Annotated in this window: 16 protein-coding genes; 7 read left to right on the forward strand and 9 right to left on the reverse strand. The window is 69.0% G+C overall.

The window, feature by feature from the left end; genetic code table 11:
- Positions 1-145: 145 nt before the first annotated feature.
- Positions 146-832, reverse strand: a complete 687-nt coding sequence (locus tag ABZ348_RS24035) for a cellulose binding domain-containing protein (protein WP_358936272.1) — start codon at positions 830-832, stop codon at positions 146-148.
- 488 nt (positions 833-1,320) lie between these two features.
- On the opposite strand from ABZ348_RS24035, the gene ABZ348_RS24040 reads away from it, so the two are divergent.
- Both ABZ348_RS24040 and ABZ348_RS24045 read left to right on the forward strand, forming a co-directional pair.
- Positions 1,321-3,099: a bifunctional serine/threonine-protein kinase/glutamate ABC transporter substrate-binding protein gene (locus tag ABZ348_RS24040; protein WP_358936419.1), complete on the forward strand. Its 1,779-nt coding sequence runs from the start codon at positions 1,321-1,323 to the stop codon at positions 3,097-3,099.
- Between the two features lie 169 nt (positions 3,100-3,268).
- On the forward strand, positions 3,269-4,045 hold the full coding sequence (locus tag ABZ348_RS24045) for an alpha/beta fold hydrolase (protein WP_358936274.1): 777 nt from the start codon (positions 3,269-3,271) through the stop codon (positions 4,043-4,045).
- A 106-nt stretch (positions 4,046-4,151) separates the two neighbouring features.
- Here the strand turns inward: ABZ348_RS24045 and ABZ348_RS24050 are convergent, their stop codons facing one another.
- The 4 genes from ABZ348_RS24050 to ligA form a co-directional block, all read right to left on the reverse strand.
- Positions 4,152-4,508, reverse strand: coding sequence for an STAS domain-containing protein (locus ABZ348_RS24050; protein WP_358936276.1), 357 nt, complete (start codon positions 4,506-4,508; stop codon positions 4,152-4,154).
- Complete coding sequence (locus ABZ348_RS24055; protein ID WP_358936278.1) at positions 4,505-5,767, reverse strand: SpoIIE family protein phosphatase; 1,263 nt, start codon at positions 5,765-5,767, stop codon at positions 4,505-4,507. Before ABZ348_RS24055 ends, ABZ348_RS24050 begins: the two co-directional genes overlap by 4 nt.
- The gene (locus tag ABZ348_RS24060) at positions 5,767-6,576 is read right to left on the reverse strand and encodes an alpha/beta hydrolase (protein WP_358936280.1); all 810 of its coding nucleotides are present in this window, start codon (positions 6,574-6,576) and stop codon (positions 5,767-5,769) included. The genes ABZ348_RS24055 and ABZ348_RS24060 overlap by 1 nt, the downstream gene beginning before the upstream one ends.
- Positions 6,577-6,708: 132 nt before the next feature.
- Positions 6,709-8,781, reverse strand: coding sequence for an NAD-dependent DNA ligase LigA (gene ligA, locus ABZ348_RS24065; RefSeq protein ID WP_358936282.1), 2,073 nt, complete (start codon positions 8,779-8,781; stop codon positions 6,709-6,711).
- 246 nt (positions 8,782-9,027) lie between these two features.
- Here ligA and ABZ348_RS24070 point away from each other — a divergent pair, with 246 nt between their 5' ends.
- The 4 genes from ABZ348_RS24070 (at position 9,028) to ABZ348_RS24085 (ending at position 15,632) form a co-directional block, all read left to right on the forward strand.
- The gene (locus ABZ348_RS24070; RefSeq protein ID WP_358936421.1) at positions 9,028-9,825 is read left to right on the forward strand and encodes an SAM-dependent methyltransferase; all 798 of its coding nucleotides are present in this window, start codon (positions 9,028-9,030) and stop codon (positions 9,823-9,825) included.
- Between the two features lie 272 nt (positions 9,826-10,097).
- On the forward strand, positions 10,098-11,273 hold the full coding sequence (locus ABZ348_RS24075; RefSeq protein WP_358936284.1) for a DUF418 domain-containing protein: 1,176 nt from the start codon (positions 10,098-10,100) through the stop codon (positions 11,271-11,273).
- A gap of 381 nt (positions 11,274-11,654) precedes the next feature.
- Positions 11,655-13,784 (forward strand): peptidoglycan-binding protein, encoded by a 2,130-nt coding sequence (locus tag ABZ348_RS24080; RefSeq protein ID WP_358936286.1) that lies wholly within the window; start codon positions 11,655-11,657, stop codon positions 13,782-13,784.
- On the forward strand, positions 13,785-15,632 hold the full coding sequence (locus tag ABZ348_RS24085) for an alkaline phosphatase PhoX (RefSeq protein ID WP_358936288.1): 1,848 nt from the start codon (positions 13,785-13,787) through the stop codon (positions 15,630-15,632).
- 78 nt (positions 15,633-15,710) lie between these two features.
- Here ABZ348_RS24085 and ABZ348_RS24090 read toward each other — a convergent pair whose 3' ends face one another.
- A complete protein-coding gene (locus ABZ348_RS24090; RefSeq protein ID WP_358936423.1) occupies positions 15,711-16,040 on the reverse strand; it encodes a DUF427 domain-containing protein in 330 nt (109 codons plus the stop codon).
- 367 nt (positions 16,041-16,407) lie between these two features.
- Between ABZ348_RS24090 and ABZ348_RS24095 the strand changes: the two genes are divergently transcribed.
- Complete coding sequence (locus tag ABZ348_RS24095; protein WP_358936290.1) at positions 16,408-17,286, forward strand: haloalkane dehalogenase; 879 nt, start codon at positions 16,408-16,410, stop codon at positions 17,284-17,286.
- A 20-nt stretch (positions 17,287-17,306) separates the two neighbouring features.
- Here ABZ348_RS24095 and ABZ348_RS24100 read toward each other — a convergent pair whose 3' ends face one another.
- Genes ABZ348_RS24100 through ABZ348_RS24110 form a run of 3 tightly spaced genes read right to left on the reverse strand, consistent with a single transcriptional unit; the run spans position 17,307 to position 20,472 of the window.
- Positions 17,307-18,182 carry a hypothetical protein gene (locus ABZ348_RS24100; protein ID WP_358936292.1) on the reverse strand — a complete coding sequence of 292 codons (876 nt, stop codon included), beginning with the start codon at positions 18,180-18,182 and terminating at the stop codon, positions 17,307-17,309.
- Complete coding sequence (locus tag ABZ348_RS24105) at positions 18,179-20,029, reverse strand: GMC family oxidoreductase (protein WP_358936294.1); 1,851 nt, start codon at positions 20,027-20,029, stop codon at positions 18,179-18,181. Before ABZ348_RS24105 ends, ABZ348_RS24100 begins: the two co-directional genes overlap by 4 nt.
- Positions 20,026-20,472, reverse strand: coding sequence for a hypothetical protein (locus ABZ348_RS24110; protein WP_358936296.1), 447 nt, complete (start codon positions 20,470-20,472; stop codon positions 20,026-20,028). The genes ABZ348_RS24105 and ABZ348_RS24110 overlap by 4 nt, the downstream gene beginning before the upstream one ends.
- Between the last annotated feature and the right edge of the window lie 4 nt (positions 20,473-20,476).

A 20,476-nucleotide genomic window follows, 5' to 3' on the forward strand; every position in this document is an offset into this window, starting at 1 on the left:
GCTGCGGCGAGGACGATCCCTCGTCGTGCACGGTGACCGGCCACCCTCCCGCACCGGACGTACGGGGCGCGGCACGGTTCGCCGTACCCGCCCGGACGGTGGTGCGTGATCCGGGCGGGCAGGGGCGAGGTCCGAAAGAAGGACCCTAGGCCAAAACAGGGACGACGGCGGGTGCGCTGTAGGCCGATGTGTTACCGGCTGCGTCCCTGGCGCGGACCCGGAACACATGCGGTGTCGAAGGCTGAAGCCCGGTCATCAGCAGGGAGGTGAGACCCACGGTGCTGCCCGCCGGCAGGCCGTCCCGGGAGATCTCGTACGTCAGAACGGTGTCCCGGTCGTCCGACGATGCGCTCCACGCCAACCGGACCGACGATCCGGTGATGTCGGCGAAGTGCACGCCCATCGGCACGGTGGGCGCCGCGGTGTCGGGCAAGGTGCAGATGCCCTGGTTGAGCGTGCAGGTGCGGGGCTGGGAGGCCCCCTGTGCCACCAGGCCGAAGGTCACGGAGGCGCCCGGGGCGATGGTGCCGTTGTAGCCCTGGTTGCGGAACGAGTACCAGTTTCCGTCGCGGGTGAGCGTCGCGTCCCAGTGGGTGCTGACGGTGGTGTCCGCGGGCAGGGTGATCGAGACCGTCCAACTGGTGAGCGTGAAGCTGCTGACATTGGTGATCGTGAAGGCGCCCTGGTAGCCGCCCTCCCACGATGTGGTCTGCCGGAAGTCGGCCACGGCGGGAGCGGGTGGCATCGCGGTCGCCGGCGGTGCGAACAACAGGGCGATCGCCCCGAGGATCGTGGCGATGGAGAGGACCGAGGACGCTGTTCGTCTTCGCATGAGCTGCTCCTTGGTGTGGGGGGTCCGTACGCCTACCTGACCATCTTTGGTCTATACCAGAGACGGTGGCCTATCACTTATCGACCCCTCTTCGGGGACGTCAAGGGGGAATGCAAGACTCCGTCTCGCGCCACGGTTCACAACCGGGCGAAGAGGGCGAGTCGAACCCCCGGTTCTTCGGCAGTCCGGACCTTCAGGCCCCCCGAGTCCTCTGCCCGAGGCCGAACTCCCTACCCGTTCCTACCGGTTCGGCGCCACTTGTTCCCGGCCGACCGACACCACGACGACGGCGTCCGTTCGACTGTCGATCTCCCTCGCCCGTGTGGGAGAGTCACCCGGGAACATCGGCCCGCGGAGTCCGGGGGACTCCACACACACCTGCGAGGGTGGGCCGCGTCCGGCCGTGCGGCCGGGGTGTCGAGGGGGACTGAGTGGCGCAAGTGATCGACGGCCGCTTCGAGCTGTTGGCACGGCTCGGCGGCGGTGGCATGGGCCTGGTGTGGCGAGCGCGCGACCTGATGCTCCATCGTGAAGTGGCGCTCAAGGAAGTGCGTCCACCGGATCCGGCACTGGCCGAACACGACCCCGAGGGCGCCCGGGCCCTGCGCGCCCGTGTCCTGCGGGAGGCCCGGGCGCTGGCACGCACCGACCACCCCAACGTGGTCACCATCCACCACATCGTGGACATCGGCGAGAACGGCTACCCGTGGCTCGTCATGGAACTGGTCCACGGAGGCTCGTTCCAAGAGCGCCTCGACCGCGACGGCCCCCTCACCCCCGAACAAGCGGCCGAAGTGGGACGCGGAGTGCTGGCCGGGCTGCGGGCCGCACACGCGGTGGGCATCCAACACCGCGATATCAAACCGGCCAACGTCCTGCTGCGCCCGGACGGAAGCCCCGTCCTCACCGACTTCGGCATCGCCGCGGTCCAGGGTTCCACCGCACTCACCGCAACCGGTTCCTTCATCGGCACGCCCGACTACATGGCTCCCGAACGGGTCAGTGGACACGACGGCGGCCCGGCCGCCGACCTCTGGTCGCTGGCCCTGATGATGTACGTGGCCGTGGAGGGACACCACCCGCTGCGCCGCGCCAACACCCTGGCCACCTTGGCCGCGGTCCTCAGCGAGGACGTTCCGCCACCCCGCAGGGCCGGACCGTTGACCGAGGCGCTCATGGCCGTCCTGGTCAGGGACCCGGCCGTGCGCCCGGATGCCCGGACGTTCGACCGCCTGCTGGAAGCGGCGGGCTCGGTACGGGACGAGAGCGCCGCCCCGACCTCGTACCCCCTCGCGCCTCCGGCGGCCCTGACCTCCGACGCCCCGCCTCCCCATGCCCGGCCCGCATCCGCCCCGGCGCCCGCGCGCCGACCACGGCCGAGGTGGACCCGGCGACGTACCCGGGCGTACGTCGCCGCGGCACTCGTCGCCGTGTCGCTCGGCGGCGCACTCCTCTGGTTCCAACTCCAGGGTGACGGTGACGGCTCGAACAAGGCCAAGGCCGGTTCCACCGCCTCACCCGGCGGCCTCGCCCAGGGAGACGGTTCGAGCGGCGACTCCGCAGGCCAGGGACGGATCACCATCGGGGTCAAGTCCGACCAGCCCGGCCTCGGCTTCAAGGCGGTGAACGGCGACTACGAGGGGTTCGACGTGGCCGTGGCGACCTACATCGCGGGCGAACTCGGCCATCGCGCCGAAGACATCGAGTGGCGCGAGGTCCGCAGCACCGAGCGGGAGGACCTGCTGCGCGACTCAAAGGTGGACATCGTCGTGGCCTTGTACGGGATCAGTGAGCGCGCCAAGGAAGTGGTCGACTTCGTCGGTCCCTATCTCGTGGGCCGCCAGGATGTGCTGATGCGGGTGGACGAGACCTCCATCGGTTCCGCCTCGGCACTGAACGGCAAGAAGGTCTGTGCGATCACGGGCTCCAGTTCGGGGACGTATCTGCGCAACCAGGTCGCCCCCCAGGTGCTGCTCGTCGAACAGCCCAGCTACGACCGCTGTCTGACCGCACTGTCCACCGGTGCGGTGGATGCCGTCACGACCGACGACGCCATCCTGGCCGGATATGCCGCGCAGAACCCGGGCAAGTACCGCCTCGGCGGGTTCCGACTGAGCAGTGAGGAGTACGGGATCGGGCTGCCGAAGGGCAGCGTCCTCAAGCCACGCGTCCAGGCGGCACTGGAGAAGATGACCAGGGAAGGAGAGTGGAAGAAGGCAGTCCAGAAGCACCTTCCCCTCTTGCAGCGGGAGACGCCGCAGTCATGAACACCGTTTCGGGGATCCCGCCCACCTCCCGCAGCGATGGGTGTTCCTCCGCTCGGCCGCACCCCCGTCCCACGGGCGGCCGGCCGCCCCGGAGAACGAGCAGGAACCCACCAGCGCGAGAAACGCACCGTGACCCCCGGGCAGTACCCGAAAGGACTTGATCAGCTTGATGACCACCCGCCCCGGCTCAGACGAGAACAGCCTGTGGATACGCCGGTTCCAGCCCCGTCCAGAGGCCGCCGTACGCCTGGTCTGCCTCCCCCACGCGGGCGGTTCCGCCAGCTACTTCGTACCTGTCGCACGCGCCATGCCGGAGTTCGCCGACGTGCTGTGCGTGCAGTACCCGGGCCGTCAGGACCGTCGTACCGAGCCGCTCATCGACAACATCCCCGAACTCGCGGACCACGTCTTCACCGCACTCCTGCCCTGGGCCGACCGACCGATCGCGCTCTTCGGGCACAGCATGGGTGCTTCCCTGGCCTTCGAAGTGGCTCGACGGTTCGAGCGGGAGAAGAACATCATCGCCGCCGCGCTCTTCGCATCCGGACGTCGGGCGCCTTCGGCACTGCGCCGGGAGACCGCCCATCTCAGGGACGATAGGGGCCTGCTCGAAGAGGTCGCCGCGCTGAGCGGCACGGACTCCGACCTGCTGGACGACGAGGAGGTGCGGAAGATGATCCTCCCGGCGCTCCGGGCCGACTACCGAGCGGCGGAGACCTATCTACCAGAACCGGGGGAGCCCGTGCGCTGCCCGGTGCACGTGCTGGTCGGCGACGACGACCCCAAGGTGACGGTCGCGGAGGCCGCTGCCTGGGCGGAGCACACCACAGGACCGTTCACCCTGAAGGTCTTCCCCGGCGGTCACTTCTATCTGGCGGACCATCCGGACGAGGTGATCCGGACCATGACGGACCACATCCGGGCAACAGGTGCCACACCCGTCTGACGCCGTGTCATGCCCGCGGGAGTGGCAACACGTCCCGCGGGCCCGCAAGTCCGGACGTACGAGCCCCGGACCGGGTCGACCGTGAGGACGGAGCCGACCGGGTCGATCAGCCGTCCGCCGGCATCCAGGCGGCTTCGGCCGCCGCGGCGCTGGGGTGCGTGGGGAAGATCTGCTCCAGACCCACGATCCGAAAGATCCTGCTGACCTGGTCGGGCACCGCGGCCAGGGCGATGGAGGCCCCCGCGGCGATCGCGAGATTGCGGGCCGCGATCAGTACGGTGATGCCGCTGGAGTCACAGAAGGTGAGCCCGGCCAGGTCGATCACCAACTGCTGCCCGGATCGCAGAACCAGCCCGGCCAGACGGCCCCGCACCTCGGGCGCGCTGTGATGGTCGAGATCTCCGCCGAGTTCGACGACCTGCCCGGCGGGAATGGTACGGATGTGGATGCTCAGCTGCGTCACGGGGACTCTTCACTCGGGGGAGGGGGAATGCTGATGGCCAGCACGGCGGTGTCGTCGTCCACCCCGCTACCGAGGGTGCCGAGCAACGCGCGGATCGCCGCGAGGGCATCCGGCGCGCTGGTGGGCGCCAGACCACGGGCGAAGTCCAACAGGGCTTCGTCGCCGTACCGGTCACCCGTGAGGGCGCTGTGCGCCTCGGTGAGCCCGTCGGTGTGCAACAACAGGGTGTCGCCGGGATCCAGATGCACCGTGGTGGTGGCGATGTGGGCATCGGGGAGCACACCGATGAGTTGCCCCCCTGGAGTGGGCACATAGGCCGTCTCGCCGTTGGTGCGCATCAGGAGTGCGGGCGGGTGACCGCCGCTCGCCAGCGTCACCCGGAAGCCGCCCCGCTCGCCCTCCGGGGTGAGGAGGCCGAAGATGACGGTGCAAAACCGTGGATCCTGGCCGTTGTACTCGTGGTTGAGGACGGTGTTGAGGTTGCGCAGCACCGCGGCCGGGTCCGGGTCGTAGACCGCGGCGGCCCGGAGCGTGTAGCGGGCCAGGGAGGTGATGGCAGCGGCAGCGGCCCCTTTGCCGCAGACGTCTCCGAGGAACATCCCCCACGTGCCGGAACCGAGGGGGAACAGATCGTAGAAGTCGCCGCCGACCTCGTCCGCCGAAGCGATGTGGTAGTGCGCGGCGACGTCCAGACCGGGCACATTGGCCAGGGTCGGCGGCAACAGGGTCCGCTGGAGTGTGGTGGCGAGCCGCTGGAGGCGCTCGCGTTCCCGCTCCGCCTCTTGCCGTGCACGCAACAACTCCGCCTCGTAGGCGCGACGGTCACGGGCGTCGAAGACCGTGGTGCGGATCAGCAGGGGCTGCCCGTCGCTCCCCGTCTTCACGGTCGAGGTCACCAGCACGGGCAGCCGCGTTCCGTCCGCGGCCTTGAGTTCCAGGGCGATTCCGCTGACCTCGCCCTGCATCCGGAGCAGCGGCGCGTAGTGGGTCTCGTGGTAGAGCCTGCCGCCGACCGTCAGCAGATCGGAGAACTGCCTTCGGCCGACGATCTCACTGCGTTCGTAGCCCAGCCAGCGGAGCAGCGTGGTGTTGATCTTGGCGATCTGTCCGTCGAGCAGCGTGGAGAGATACCCGCAGGGGGCATGTTCGTACAGATCCTCGGCACTGTCTTCCAACAGGGACGAGAAGAGGGCCCGATCGTCCCGCGGCTGCTCGCCCGGGTTGCGGTCGCGGTCGGGATCGCCGCTGGTCGTGCACATCACCGTGGCGCGCCGGCGAATGCAGTGATGGCCGCGGCGGTCTCCTCGGGCGCACTGAGCTGGGGGCAGTGCCCCGTTGCGTTCAGGGTGATCAGCTCGCTGCCCGCTATCTGCTTCTGGACGAACGCGCCCACCTCGGGCGGTGCGATCGCGTCCCGTGAGCACTGGGCCACCAGTGTGGGGACGGCCACCCGGGTCAGGTCGTCCCGGTTGTCGGAGAGGAACGTCACCCGGGCGAACGAGCGGGCGATCGTCGGATCCGTACGACAGAAGCTGTTGGTGAGTTCCTCGCCCAGCTCAGGACGCTCGGGGTTGCCCATGATGACCGGGGCCATCGCTCCGGACCAGCCCAGATAGTTCGCGTCCAAGGACTCCAGGAGCTCCTCGATGTCCGCGGCGCTGAACCCGCCGCGGTAGCCGGTGGCCGGGTCGTCGATGAAACACGGGGACGGGGCGAGCAGGACCAGGCCGGCGAACGCCTCCGGTTCCCGCGCCGCGGCCAGGACCCCCATCATCGCGCTCACGGAGTGCCCGACGAACACCACCGGCCCCAGTGCCAGTTCGCGGCACAGGTCCAGGACGTCCGTCGCATAGCCGTCCAGGGTGGAGTACTGCTGCTCGTTCCACGCGGACAGGTCCGAGCGCCCCGATCCCACATGATCGAAGCGGACCACGGTGAAATCGCGCTCCAGTGCCGGGACCACCAGGCGCCACAGGTTCTGATCGCATCCGAACCCGTGGGAGAGCACCACGACCCGACCATCCGCGCGACCACTGATCGTCACGTGGTGCCTGCTTCGTACATCCATGCGCCTCATCCTTGCAGACGACCCGCCCGGGCCGGCCCCGACCCGGACCTCGGAAATCCTGGGGTCGGGGTCCTCGCATCGATCAGGAAGCGCCACCCGGCCGGGCGCCTCTTCCTGATCGGAGCAGCCGGATCAGACGAGGTGGTCACCCAAGAGCTCCGCGAACTCCTCTTCCGTGAGGACCTTCGTCCCCAGGGCCTCGGCCTTGGCCAGCTTGGACCCGGCGCTCTCACCGGCGACCACGAGGGTCGTCTTCTTCGACACGCTGCCGGAGGAAACCCCGCCCGCCCGCTCGATGAGCTCGTTCATCTCCGTACGGTTGCGACCCGCCAACGGGCCGTTCATTCCGCCGGTGACGACGACGACCTGGCCGGTCAACGGCAGTTCCGGAACTTCGCCGATGGCCTCGGTCTCCGTCTCGGTCTGGACCGGGGCTCCCGGCTCCGTCATGTTCACACCGGCAGCAGCGAGCTTGTCGATGACCGGACCCATGGCGGCGATGTGCGCGGCGATCTTCGGGGCATTGGCGCCGGGCAACTTCGGCACCGCGGACAGCGCCTCGGGGGCAGCGGCGCGGATGGCATCCATCGTGCCGAAGTGACGTGCGATCTGCCGCGACAGCGTACGACCGGTCCGCACGATGCCCAGGGCGCAGAACACCCTGTTCAGAGGCTTGCTCCTGGCCGTCGAGATGTTCGCCAACAGGGTGTCGGCACGCTTTTCGCTGCGTGTCGCCGACACCAGCTGCTCCCGGGTGAGGGTGAACAGATCGGCCACGTCGACCACGGCCCCCTCATCCACCAGCGCCTCGATGTACGTCGTGCCCAGCCCGTCGATGTCGAGTTGGTCGCGACCGACGGCGTATCTCAAGGAGGCGAGCAGACCGCACCCCCCACCGGCCCCGCCGGCACACTCCCAACGCTCTCCGGACGTGTCGATGGCACCGCCGCACTTGGGGCACGCGTCGGGAAACACGATGGGCGTCTCCGCACCCGTACGCACATCGACGACGGGTGCCTCGATGCGCGGAATGATGTCCCCGGCCTTCCACACCGTCACCGTGTCCCCGACCATCATGCCGCTGGCCTGGATGAACGCCGGATTGTGCAGGGTGGCGTACCGCACGATGCTGCCGTCCACCTCGACCGGCTCCAGTACGGCGCGCGGGGCGATGATGCCGGTCCTTCCCACGTTCCACTCGACGGCCAGCAGCGTGGTCCGCCGTTCGACGGCCGGGAGCTTGTACGCGACGGCCCAGTGGGGATGCCGGGTGGCGACCCCGGCCGTCTTCTGCTCCCCGAAGTCATTGACCTTGATCACGGCGCCGTCGATGCCGAACGGCAAGGCGGCCCTCAGCCCGGCGATCTCCTCGACCCGGGCCTGGACCTCCTCCAAGGTCGCACAGACCCGCATCCCCACCGCGGTCGTGGCCGTGGTGTTCACCCCCGCCGCCGCGATCAGGGTCATCACGGCCTCATGGGTGTCACCGGGCAGACCGGGGGCTTCGTCGTCCACTCCGGCCACGCCGTACGCGAAGAACGTGGTCTCGATCGTGTACGGCCGGTCCTTCGCCCGCAAGGTGCCCGCGGTGCCGTTGCGCGGATTGGAGAACACCTTCGCCCCGTGCGCCTGGCGCACGACGTTCGCCTCTTCGAACTGCGCGTGGGTCATCAGGACCTCACCGCGCAGCTCAACCGTGAGCTCGGTGTCCAGTCTTTCGGGGAGGCCGACGATGCTGCCGATCGCATGGGAGACGTCCTCGCCGTGGATGCCGTCACCACGGGTGACCAACTGCACCAGTCTGCCGTTGCGGTACCGCGCGGCGATCGCCGCCCCGTCCAACTTCGGCTCCACGGCGAACCCACCGCCCACGGGCGCACTCAGCCGCCGGGCCACCGATGCGCCCCACTTGGTCAGCGATTCGGCGTCGAAGACATTGTCCAGCGAGAGCATCGAAACCGTATGGGCGACGTCTCCGACCGGAGCCGCACCGCCCGCGACCTTCCCGGTCGGGGAGTCGGAGCGCACGTGGTCCGGGTGTTCCTCTTCGTGGGCCGCGATCCGGCGGGCGAGCAGGTCGTACGTCGCGTCGTCGAGCGGAGTGCTGCCGTCCCCGTAGTAGGCGGCGGAAGCGGCCAGGGCCGTGTCCACCGCGGTGCGGTACTCCTCGCGGCCGGCGAACGCAGTGGCGGTAGTGATCGTCATGGCGGCGATACTGCCCCAAGGGTCTGACAGTGAGGCCCGGGCGTGCCACCGTCACCGATGCCCGCATGGCCGGGGCCGGGCTCGGATGACTTGCGGGAAGTGCTCCGACACATGTGCTCGCCGTGCTGAGATGTCGGTGGGACGGCCGGCGCTCCGCTTCGCAGAAGCCGACGCCCGTCCGCCCGTGAGCCCCGGCACCGTGCCGGCACGGCTCGTGAAGACTCGTACGAGAGCGACGGAGAAGGAATCACCGTGAGCGAAGACCCCCAACAGCGCATCGACACGTCGGTGCCGCACTCCGCCCGGGTCTGGAACTACTGGTTGGGTGGGAAGGACCACTACCTGGCTGACCAGGTCGCCGGCGACGCCTATCGGGAAGCCTTCCCCCTGATCGAGGTCATGGCGAAGGAATCCCGCGCGTTCCTCAGACGTACCGTCACCCATCTGGCGGCCGAAGCCGGGATGCGACAGTTCCTCGACCTGGGAGCGGGGTTACCGACGACCGACAACACCCACGAGGTCGCCCAGCGCATCGCACCGGACGCCCGTGTCGTCTACGTGGACCACGACCCCTTGGTCCTGCTCCATGTCCAGGCGCTGTTGACCAGCACCCCGCAGGGCGTCACCGCGTACATCGAGGCGGACATGCGAGACACGGCGAAGGTGCTCGCCGGGGCGGCCGAAACACTGGACTTGAACCAACCCGTCGCTCTGGTCATCTCCGATGTGCTGGGTCACATCGTGGACTTCGACGAGGCGTTGGCCCTGGTCGCCCGGATCGTCGCCGCGTTGCCGTCCGGGAGCCACCTCGCGCTCAGCCACTCCAACGCTGACAGTCCCGCCCAAGCCGCGGCCCAGGACGCCTACAACTCCAGCGGCGCCATCCCCTACATCTTCCGCACCCCCGAGCAGATCGCCCGCTTCTTCGACGGTCTGGAGCTGGTGGAGCCAGGGTTGGTCTCCTGGCCGAACTGGCGGCCCGACGCCACCACCGGCACGGCCACCGAACGAGCCGGATGGGGAGCCGTCGCGCGCATTCCCTAGTCCCCGCGGTCCAGTTGGGTCCGGTCGGGCCGGGTGCGTGGTGGACGCACCCGGTGACCTGCCGTCCGGACCCAACGCGAGGCCCCGCTACGGACCTGAATCCGCGTCGTCGAGCGCGGCCGGGGCGGTCTCGCAGCCGTGCGCCTCCCACCGTCGTACGGCGCACCCATCGAGCACACGACCCCACCGTCCGGCCGGTACACCTTTCGGTGTACCTCCTCTTCGTCCTTGGTCATGAGGGTGCGCGGTCTGCACATCGAGACGATGGAAGCATGACCAATTTAACGACCACTCCGGTCGCCGCCTCGGGTGCCAGTACCCGCCTCGCACTGCTCGATGTGTTGAGGGGAGTGGCGATCCTCGGCACGCTGCTGACCAATGTGTGGATCTTCACGGGTCCTGGGGCCGAGTGGGGCGTGTTCGTCGGCGGCACCGCCGAGTTCTCCCTGTCGTCCTTTCCGGTTGCGGTGGAGAACGTCCTGCGTCTCCTGGCGAACGGGAGGTTCCTGGCGCTGTTGACGATCCTCTTCGGTGTGGGCCTCGCCATCCAGTACCGTTCGGCGGAGCGGCGCGGCCAACCGTGGCCCGGACGCTATCGGTGGCGGGCCCTCTTCCTGTTCGCCGAGGGCACGGTCCACTTCGTCCTCGTCTTCGCCTGGGACGTGCTGATGGGGTACGCGGTCACGGCGCTGTTGGTGGCCTGGCTGCTCACCCGTTCCGCCACTGCCCAGAGCCGGGTGATGTGGTGGGCGGCGGGTGTCCACGTCTTCCTGATGGTGCTGCTGACGGCGGGCATCGTCATCGGGGGATCCGGAGCAGGCGAGCCGGTCTCCCGCGAGGTCAAGGACCTCTATGCCCACGGCAGTTATCTGGAGCAGGTGGTGTTCCGGCTGGAGCACGCACTGCCCTTGCGGCTCGAACCCGTACTGTCGTTCTGTCTGCTGGTCTTCCTGTTCCTGCTGGGCGTACGGCTCTTCCGGGCCGGTGCCTTCGGCGCGGACGAGACCGGCCGTCGCATCCGTTCCCGGCTCCTGCTGTGGGGCCTGGGGATCGGCCTCCCCCTGAGCGTGGCGTCCTCACTGGCGGGAGGTGACTACTTCCTGGTGGACCGCTATGTCGCCGGCCCGCTGTCGGCGCTCGGGTACATCGGGTTGATCGGCCTGCTGACCGACCGGGTACGACGTACGGGGCCGGTACTGCACAGCCTCATCTGCGTGGGCAGGACGGCTCTGTCCGGCTATGTCCTCCAGAACGTGCTGTGCATGTTCCTCGCGTACGGCATCGGCCTGGGGTTGGCGCACCGGTTCGGCGAGACCTGGCGGCCGTGGTGGGTGATCGGTCTCTGGGCCGGGGTGTGCCTCGTGCTGATGGTGGGCTCGGCGCTGTGGCTACGGCGCTTCGACACCGGACCGTTGGAGTCACTGCAGAAGCGCGTCCTCCGCCGCTGACGCACGTTGCCGTGAGGGAACCACCCCCGGTGGGAGGCGGCAGCAACCTCCCACCGGCCATCACCTCCGCAACGAAGGCGTGACCGTAAGTCAAGTGCGCGGTGAGACATTCCGTTTGCCGACTGCCTCGCCCTCGCTGGCTTCGCAGACTTCGCGTACGGGATATTTCCCTGCTCGATGGGGCGATCGCTCCATCTCATTCCTGACACTCATCACATTTCGCCTCCTGGTGGCAGTGGTGAGGGAGTAGGTGTCGGGTTGCTGATTCTTGTCGTCGGTCGACAACTCCGTTCCAGGGAAACGACTTTCCTTGCCTTTGAATGGTCCAGACCTTTACTGTCCCCACCTGACGGCCGACGGCCGACAGGAGGCTCGCTTTAGATGGCGATAGACATAAAACCGCGCTCTGCGTGGGCGGAGCGCGCCGCGTACACGGGGCGCGGACAGATCATGGCGGCCGAGTTGACCTGGACACTGGGCTGGGACGTCCGTACCGCGATGGAGGTGGTGCGGAACCAGATCGCCGCCACCCCCGATCCGGTCCAGGGGCGCGAGTGGGCCCCGTGGAAGGGTGGAGTGTTCATCCACCACGCCGGCCCCCGGAGCTTCGCGCCCGACTCCGAGGCGGACTGCATTCAGCACATAGCCGATATCTGGCACGATCACAAACCCAAGTACGGCGACATCGCCTACAACTTCCTGGTGTGCCCCCACGGATTGATCTACACCGGTCGAGGATTGGTACGGGGCGAGGCGAACGGCGGAGACGCACCCCCCACCGCACTCACCAAGCGTGGCGAAGTGTGGGTATCCGGAGTGGGAGCCGTCGGCCGCAACGCCGGCTTCTACTCCGTCCTCGGTCTGATCCGATCCGCGAATCAGCCGACGTCCGCCATGTTGGGGTCGATCAAGAATCTGATCCGACACCTCCAGAACAACGTCAGCTCCGAGGTGAGAGCGGGGGACAACATCTTCCCGCATTCGCATGGAGACAACACCGAATGCCCCGGGAACCTCACCCCGTACGCGCAGTTGGGCTCGGCGATCGACCCGGGCCGACCGACCGTACGGCCCGCAGCTCCGGTCATCCCGCGCGTCGCCTGGGGTGCCCGTCCGCCGCGAGCCGAGTCCCCGGTCCCCCTCTCCCAACGCACCGGATTCGCCGTGCACTACTCGGCGGGCCCGCCCACCCAGTCGCTGCGTTCCATCCAGAACTTCCACATGGACGGGCGGGGTTGGCCCGACATCGGCTACAACTTCCTGGTCGACCGCAGCGGACGCATCTACGAGGGCCGCGGCTGGCTCAGCATCGGTGCCCACGCCACCGGTTACAACACCACGCACATCGGCGTGTGCTTCATCGGCAGCGACGGCGACGCCACTCCGGCGGCCAAGAACGCCATCCGCGCCCTCTACTACGCGGCCAACAAGAACGCCGGACGGGTTCTCACGGCCACCTACCACGGGGCCATCGGATCGACCTCCTGCCCGGGCGCCGACCTGCGCAACTGGGTGATCGCCGGGCTGGGCGGGGACGACGTTCCCATCGAGGGCGGCGGCGTACCGGGTGCAGGCTCGGGCATCACCACCGTTCGCTCGGTCTCCGCACAGCAGCAGGCCGTGAACCTCCTCGGACACCGACCGATGCTCTCGGTGGACGGCTCGTTCGGTCCACTCACGGCCGCGGGCGTGCGGTGGTTGCAGACCAGGGTCGGTGTGACGGCCGACGCCAACTGGGGCCCGCTCACCGAGGCCGCGTACATCGCCTACATCAGCGAGGGCGGCGGTGGCGGCGGGATCACCCTCTACCGGTCCGTCATGGCCCAGCAGTACGCGGTGAACGCGCTCGGCTATGTGCCGCCCCTGGTGCAGGACGCCAGCTTCGGTCCGCTGACCGCCGCGGGTGTGCGGTGGCTCCAGACGAAGATCGGCGTGGTGGCCGACGGCAACTGGGGACCGGCCACCGAGAAGGCGTACCGCACCCACACGGGTGGAAACGTCGACGGCATCGGTGGGATCTCCACGATCCGCTCCGTCGCGGCGCAGCAGAACGCGGTCAACGGCCTGGGATACACCCCGGCCCTGGACGTCGACGGCTCGTTCGGTCCGCTCACGGCCACGGGTGTGCGGTGGTTGCAGACCAGGGTCGGTGTGACGGCCGACGGCAACTGGGGACCGGCCACCGAGGCCGCCTACGGCAGCTACACGGACGGTGAACGGCTCGTCATCGACGGCAGCTTCGGCCCGATCACCATCGCAGCGACCCAGCGCGCCATCGGGGTCGTACCGGACGGCAGTTGGGGCCCGGCGTCCAAGCGCGCGCTCCAACGGCACCTCAACACCTGGTCTGACGCCGGACTGGTCGTCGACGGCGTCACCGGCATCGGGACCGTCCAGGCCCTGCAACGCCACCTCAACAAGATGATCGGCGCCGGGCTCACGGTCGACGGTTCCTGGGGACCGGGCACCAATCGCGCCCTGCAGACCGCACTCAATCTGGAGAAGTTCTGAATGGGACAGCACATGGACCTGCCCGGGGACAGCTCTCCCCGACCCTCGACGGACCAGCCGACCGAAGCCTCCCGTAGAACCGTCCTGGTCTCCGGAGCACTGGTGGCGGCGGGCCTCGTGGCCGCGAGCGCTCCAGGCGCCTCTGCGGCCAGCGGGCTCCTCGCCCGGGCCGACGGCACGGCCGGTCTTCCCACCTTCGCCGCCGTTCCCGCCGACGGGACCGACGCACTCGTGGTCCCCGACGGCTTCCGCGCCGAGACCCTTGCGCGCTGGGGTGACCCACTGACCCCATCAGCACCGGGGTGGCGGCCCGGACGGGTGGCCACCGCGGACGAACAGGAATTCCAGATCGGCAGCCACCACCACGGCGTGCAGTTCCTGCCGTTCGACCACGGCAACGGCCCAAGACCGCACGGACTGCTGGTCCTGGCCCATGAGTCCGTCGACGCCGCGCTTACGGAGGGCGCGGCGCGGACGGCCATGGCGGCCCAGGGCGTGACCGTGGTGGCGGTGGCCGCAGCAAAGGCTGCCGACGGTGGCTGGCGCACGGTCGACTCCCGGTACAACCGGCGCATCACCGCCCGGACCCCGGTCCGATTCACTGGCCCGGCCGCCGGCAAGGGGGCATCCTCGGGTGTGTTGGCACCCAGTGCGGTGAGCGTCACCCCGTGGGGGACGGTGCTCGTCGCCGAGGAGAACGCCAACGCCTTCTTCGGCACGGACGATCCCTCCTGGCGCCGTACCGAGAGCCATGTCCGCTACCGGCTCTCGGCCGGCGGCTTCGGGCACGCCTGGCACCGGGAGGACCCGCGATTCGACCTGGCCGATCGACGGGCACGACCCGAGCACTTCGGCTGGATCGTCGAGATCGACGCCCGCGACCCCGCATCGGAACCCGTCAAGCGCACCGCGCTGGGCCGGTTCGCCCACGGAAGTGTGACGGTCTCCGAAGCGGACGGCCGAGTGGTCATCCACACCACCGATGCCGAAGACGGCGAGTACCTGTACAAGTTCATCGGGTCGGCACCCTGGCGCGAACTACGGGCCCGCGGCAAGGACCCACTGGACCACGGCACCCTCCATGTGGCCCGCACCTCCGGTGACGGCACGGGCCGCTGGCTCCCGCTGGCCCATGGACAGGGCCCGCTGACCGTGGAGAACGGCTGGAAGGACCAGGCGGACGTACTGGTCCGTGCGCGTCTGGCAGCGGACGCCCTCGGAGCGACCCCCCTCGCCCGGCCGGAGCGCGTGGCCGTGAGCCGGAACGCCGACGTCTACCTTGCGTTGGCGGGCGGCACCGGAGGTGCCGGGTGCGGCGGGGGAACTGCCGAATGCGGCCCCGGAGCAGGGCCGTACGGAAGCATCATCCGCTGGCGCGGTGAGGGGGGCGACGCCACCGCGGTGACCTTCCGCTGGGAACACTTCCTTGCAGGAGGCGATCCGGAAGCGCCGGCCGATGGCGCGTTCGCCCATCCCAAGGGAGTGTGGTGCGACTCAGCGGGGCGGCTGTGGATCTCCACCGGCATCCCGGGGCACTCGCTCAACGGCCCCGAAGGGCCGTTCCCGCGGCTCGGCAACAATGCCCTGCTCGTCGCTGACCCGGAAACGGGCATGGTTCGCCGATTCCTGACGGCACCGCGCGGTGCCGAGGTGGCGGGAGTCACGGCGACCGCCGACGGCAGGACCATGTTCGTCAACATCCAGCATCCCGGGCAGCGCACCGCCGCCTGGGGAGCACCAGGCAAGGACGCCACGGGAAAGGTCAGCACCTGGCCGGAACACGATCGCGGCTCCTACCCGCGCTCGGCGACGGTGGTGATCCACCCCGTCAGGGCCCGCACCCGATGAGATGAAGCGGAAGCGCAGGCCCACCCGCGCGGACTCCCTCGACGCAGGACGACGGCGGGCGGGTCGGCGCTTCCGCGGTCAGCCGAGCTCGGTGTCGTAGAAGCAGAAGTGATCCTTGATCTCCGCCACCCCGGGCTTGGGGTCGGGATAGGCCCACACCAGATCGGCGGCGCCCGGAACCGACCAATAGGCGGCATCGCCCTTGAAGGGACAGTGCGTGCTGGTCTGCGAACGGGTCAGCAACTCGACCCGTACGTCCTCGGGCGGCAGGTAGTAGCGGACCGGGCAACCCGTCTCGCGCAGGATGACCGGCCTGGTGCTCTCGGCCAGCACCTGTCCGTCCCGTACGACCCGTACGCGCTCGCTGCCCTGTTCGATGGTGATGCGGTGTCCAGAAGTCATGTTCAGTTCAGCGCCCGGCGTTACAGGCTTGTTCCCCTCCTGGGCAGGTGTCGCCCGGTCGACGCAAAGGCGACCGGAAGTCGTCACCGCCCGCCGGGCAGGTCTCAGGTGTTGGGCAAGATCGGTGCCGCCCGCACATGCCGGATCACATGCGGTGGCGGGTCGGGCGGCCGACTTCCGGAACGCTGGCGGGCGATACCGAGCTCCGATGGCCGGTACGGTCGTCGGGCGTTCCCACCGTGCTGTGCCCGGACGCCCCGCACAGATCGCTGGTCCGAACGCCGGTCATCAGTGACCGAGCGTGCTGGGCGAACCCTGGGCGAACCTGGGGGAACCCTGAGAACCCTGAGAACCCTGAGAACAAGGAGCAGGAATGATCTCGTCAGAGAGCCACTACGAGAAGCACCGGATCCAGGTCGGTGGCCTTGACATGGCGTACGTCGACGAAGGAGAAGGCGACCCGATCGTCTTCCTGCACGGGAACCCGACGTCGTCCTACATCTGGCGCAATGTGATCCCGCACGTGGTGGACCAAGGGCGCTGCATCGCCCCGGATCTGATCGGAATGGGTGATTCGGACAAGCTCCCCGACAGCGGCCCGGACTCCTACCGCTTCGTCGAACACCGCAGGTACCTGGACGAACTCCTCCAGGCCCTCGGCGTGCGCGAACGGGTGACCCTGGTGGTGCAGGACTGGGGATCGGCCCTGGGCTTCGACTGGGCCTGTCGGCACCCTGCCGCGGTCCGGGGCATCGCCTACATGGAGGCCTTTGTGGCCACGATTCCCTCCTGGGACGACCTGCCCGACCAAGGAGCCGCGTTCCTACAGGCGATCCGCTCCGCCGCCGGGGACGAAATGGTCCTCGACCGGAACCTCTTCGTCGAGGACGTTCTCCCCCATCAGGTACTGCGAGGGCTGTCGGAAGAGGAACTGGCCGTCTACCGGCGCCCCTACACCGAACCGGGTGAATCCCGCAGGCCCACCCTGTCCTGGCCACGCCAAGTCCCCATCGCGGGCGAACCCGAGGACGTCCACGACACCATCACCCGCTATGCAGACTGGCTCGCCACCTCCACGATTCCCAAGCTGTTCATCGAATCGGTCCCCGGCGTCATGTTCGAAGCGCACCGCGCCATCGCCCGGTCCTGGCCGAATCAGACCCATCTCACGGTCACAGGCAGCCATATGCTCCAGGAAGACGCACCCGACGACATCGGAATGGCTCTCGCCTCCTGGCTGCGGAACCTGTAGCCCCGTTCGGCGCTGACGGGTCACTTCGCACGCGTCCCCTGCCCGGTGCGGCTCCGCGGCACGTAGTAGGGACGGTTGTGAGCCGCGACCGGCGGCGACTGATAGGTCCATGCCCCGCGCGCGGAGGCGTCGCCGATCAGCGCGACCACGTCGACACCGACCGGCGAGCCGCTGGCATGGACCGCCAGTCGAACCCGCTCGGACCCGGTCCCGGTCAGCGATGCGTACTGGTAGGGCTGATAGACGTTCATCGGCCCGGCCAGCGGTCGGCCGGCGTCATCGGTGCCATAACCGGTGATGGGCGTGTTGTTCACCGCGATCCTGGGGAGCCCCGTGAGATCGGCCCACAGCGACAACAGCGCCGGCCCCTCGGGTGCGGTCCCATCCTGCGTGGGGGACGCGGGCTCTCGACAGACGACGTGCCAACGATCCGCCACCGGGCCGTTTGGCGACGGCAACGTCACCTCGAAAGCGCCCGGATACTTCGGCTCTCCGTACAGCGCAGTGCCCGCGGCGATGGCGAGGGGGTTGTCGCACAGGACGTGGAGTCGGGCGATCCCCAACAACTTCGTCTGGTCGTACCCGCGGGCGAACTCGTCGTACGACAACCGGGCGAGACGATCGGCACTCGCGGTCGGGTAGGCGATGACGCTGTACTCGATCTCCTGGGTGATGCCGCCGCCGTTCGGGTACTGGGCGAAGTACAACTGGTAGTTGAGCGTGACGCAGGCCCGGCCGTCGAAATCGGCCGCGCTCAGATCGGGATGGCGTTCGGCCAGCAGCGCGCGCACCGGTGCCGGGTCGACCAGGAAGTCGACGCCGATGTTGTGCAGCGCCCCGTAGTGGAAGGGCAGCAGATAGGGCGCGACGACGGGTGGCAGGGCGAGATCGCTCATGGGCTGTTGTTCTCCTTGCCGGTACGGGGACGTCGATCTGGGGCGCGAGCAGAGATCCGGATCGGAGCACGGAGCGCGGAGAGGTCCCGGTGGATCCGTTCGGCGCTGCGCAGCGTGATCGCGGCCATGGTGAGGGTCGGGTTGGACGTGCCCAGGGACGGCATGCTGCCGCAGCCCACGGCGAAGAGATTGGGGTGGTCCCAGCAGCGCTGCCACGAGTCGACGACGGAGGTGGTGGGGGAGCTCCCCATGATGTGGGTCCCCGCTCCGTGCCCTGCGCCCCGGTAGGCGTAACACCCGTCCTCGTACGCGAACCAACCCGGCTGGGAGGGCCCCGGCTCGTAACGGCTGTGGTCCTCGGCGCCGAGCAGGGCGAAGATCTGGTCCGACACGGACTTGGCGGCCACGATCCCCGCCTTCACATGGTCGGACAGGTCATAGGTCAGCAGGGGGCGGGGATTGCCCAACGGATCGAACTGCCCCGTGGCGAGGGTCACCCGGTTCGAGGGGTCGGCGCCCTGCTCCATCTCGAACTGCAACGCGAACTGTCGTCCGATCCGATGTCCCGCGGCCCGTCGTAACGCAGCACCGAACAGACCGCGCCCGCCGCCCCCGTTCGGGGTCGCTTGCAGGAGCGCCCTGACCTCGACGTCCGGTGCGCCGACGGCCCAGTTCCACCCCCAGTTGCCGATCTCGATCCGAAAGGGAGCACGTTCGCCCCGTACCGGACCGAACCGGAAGCCCTCCAGCCCGGAAGTCGAACCCGGACCCCGGTACGGGCCGGTCGGCTCCGGCAACAACCCCCAGGTCAGCAGAACGGGATGGTCCATTAGATTCCGGCCCACCTGATCGCTGGAGTTGGCCAGGCCGGAGGCGAGGAGGAGTCGTGCGTTTTCGATGGCATGGGCCGCGAGGACGACGGTGTCGGCACGAACCGTGCACCGGACGGTGCCGGCCGGAGAGGCCGCATCGGTGTAGCGCTGGTACTCGACACCGCAGACGCGTCCTCCGGCGTCCGCGACGAGCCGCCCCACCACCGCCCTGGTGACCAACGCCACCGAAGGGCTCCAACGCGCCTGGGTGCGGAGCGGTGTGTACTTCGCTCCGGTGGGGCACACCGGGATGCAACTCGCGCTGCCCTCACAGACAGGCCCGTGCTCCGCCGTTTCCGTGGTGTTGCGCGCCTGGGGCGTACCCACCACCCGGAGCTCCGTAGGACGGACGGCGAACGGGTCCCGTGCCCGGTGCCCGTCCAGCCGCCCGGCCACCACCCGGTCGAGATGGCTGGCGGGAACGGGGGAGTGGGGGAAGTCGTACCCCTCGGGCAGGGGCAGTCCGACGAGGTCCCGCTGTTCCCGTGCATCCGCCGCCACACCGAACTCCTGCTCGGCCGCGCGATAGTAGGGCTCCAACACGGCATAGTCGATGGGCCAGTTGCGCCCGTACCCGAAGTCCTCGGTACGGAAGTCCTCCGGGTGCATCCGGGGTGTGAGACCGGTCCACGCCGTACCGGTACCGCCGTTGACGCGGAGATAGCCGCTGGCGTAGGGCAGCGGGCCGTTCTGGAGCAGGTACCCGCTGGCGCGGAAGCCGCCCTCCGGATCGCCGCTGAGATCGAGCACGTCGGGCGAGGGTGCCGGGGCGTTGGGGGCGATGGCCGCGCTCGGTACCTTGATCAGCGCCGAACGGAAGCGCTCCACGTCCACGGCGGGAGCACCGGAGGCATCGCCCCGCCCCGCCTCCAACACCAGGACGCGCCAGCCCCGGTCGCCGAGGCTCCGGGCGATGAGGGAGCCGGCGACACCGGCCCCGACCACGATCACATCGAAGTGTTCCGTCGCGGTCAACGCTCGTCACCCCGGGCGATCTCGACCGGCGGCGCTGCCCACGATCCGTGTCCGGGAGCACCTGCCCCCGGTGCGTGAGTGCCGAAGGTGCGCCATACCAAGCCGTGTGCGTAAGCGCGTCCTGCGACCACGGTGGGAGCCGTCGGTGGCCCGTGCACGCCGGATGCCGGCCACACTCCCAGGTACCAGAGGTGGCAGATCGACCGTGCCAGCTCCCGTACGGGGCCCTCGTCGAGTGCGCAGACCCCGTCGGTCGATGCGCTGATCAGCTCGGCATAGAGCTCCGGGTCCACCTGTCGGCCCACCCATGCACGGTAGGTCGCCGCCATACCTGTGCGTGTGAGTTCGACGGCGTTGAACCCGGTCAGGGCGACCGAGAGCTCGACGAACCGTTCAAGTCCCCCTGCTCGGGCGCCGGACGAGGAGTCATCGTCGTCATCCACGGGG

Source organism: Streptomyces sp. NPDC005963 (assembly GCF_040638655.1).
Classification (GTDB): Bacteria; Actinomycetota; Actinomycetes; order Streptomycetales; family Streptomycetaceae; genus Streptomyces.

Bases quoted from the DNA above. Each gene is read 5' to 3' on its own strand.
- ABZ348_RS24035 (WP_358936272.1), bottom strand. From the start codon at position 832: ATGCGAAGACGAACAGCGTCCTCGGTCCTCTCCATCGCCACGATCCTC.
- ABZ348_RS24040 (WP_358936419.1), top strand. From the start codon at position 1,321: ATGGGCCTGGTGTGGCGAGCGCGCGACCTGATGCTCCATCGTGAAGTG.
- ABZ348_RS24045 (WP_358936274.1), top strand. From the start codon at position 3,269: ATGACCACCCGCCCCGGCTCAGACGAGAACAGCCTGTGGATACGCCGG.
- ABZ348_RS24055 (WP_358936278.1), bottom strand. From the start codon at position 5,767: ATGTGCACGACCAGCGGCGATCCCGACCGCGACCGCAACCCGGGCGAG.
- ABZ348_RS24060 (WP_358936280.1), bottom strand. From the start codon at position 6,576: ATGGATGTACGAAGCAGGCACCACGTGACGATCAGTGGTCGCGCGGAT.
- ligA (WP_358936282.1), bottom strand. From the start codon at position 8,781: ATGACGATCACTACCGCCACTGCGTTCGCCGGCCGCGAGGAGTACCGC.
- ABZ348_RS24075 (WP_358936284.1), top strand. From the start codon at position 10,098: ATGACCAATTTAACGACCACTCCGGTCGCCGCCTCGGGTGCCAGTACC.
- ABZ348_RS24080 (WP_358936286.1), top strand. From the start codon at position 11,655: ATGGCGATAGACATAAAACCGCGCTCTGCGTGGGCGGAGCGCGCCGCG.
- ABZ348_RS24085 (WP_358936288.1), top strand. From the start codon at position 13,785: ATGGGACAGCACATGGACCTGCCCGGGGACAGCTCTCCCCGACCCTCG.
- ABZ348_RS24095 (WP_358936290.1), top strand. From the start codon at position 16,408: ATGATCTCGTCAGAGAGCCACTACGAGAAGCACCGGATCCAGGTCGGT.
- ABZ348_RS24100 (WP_358936292.1), bottom strand. From the start codon at position 18,182: ATGAGCGATCTCGCCCTGCCACCCGTCGTCGCGCCCTATCTGCTGCCC.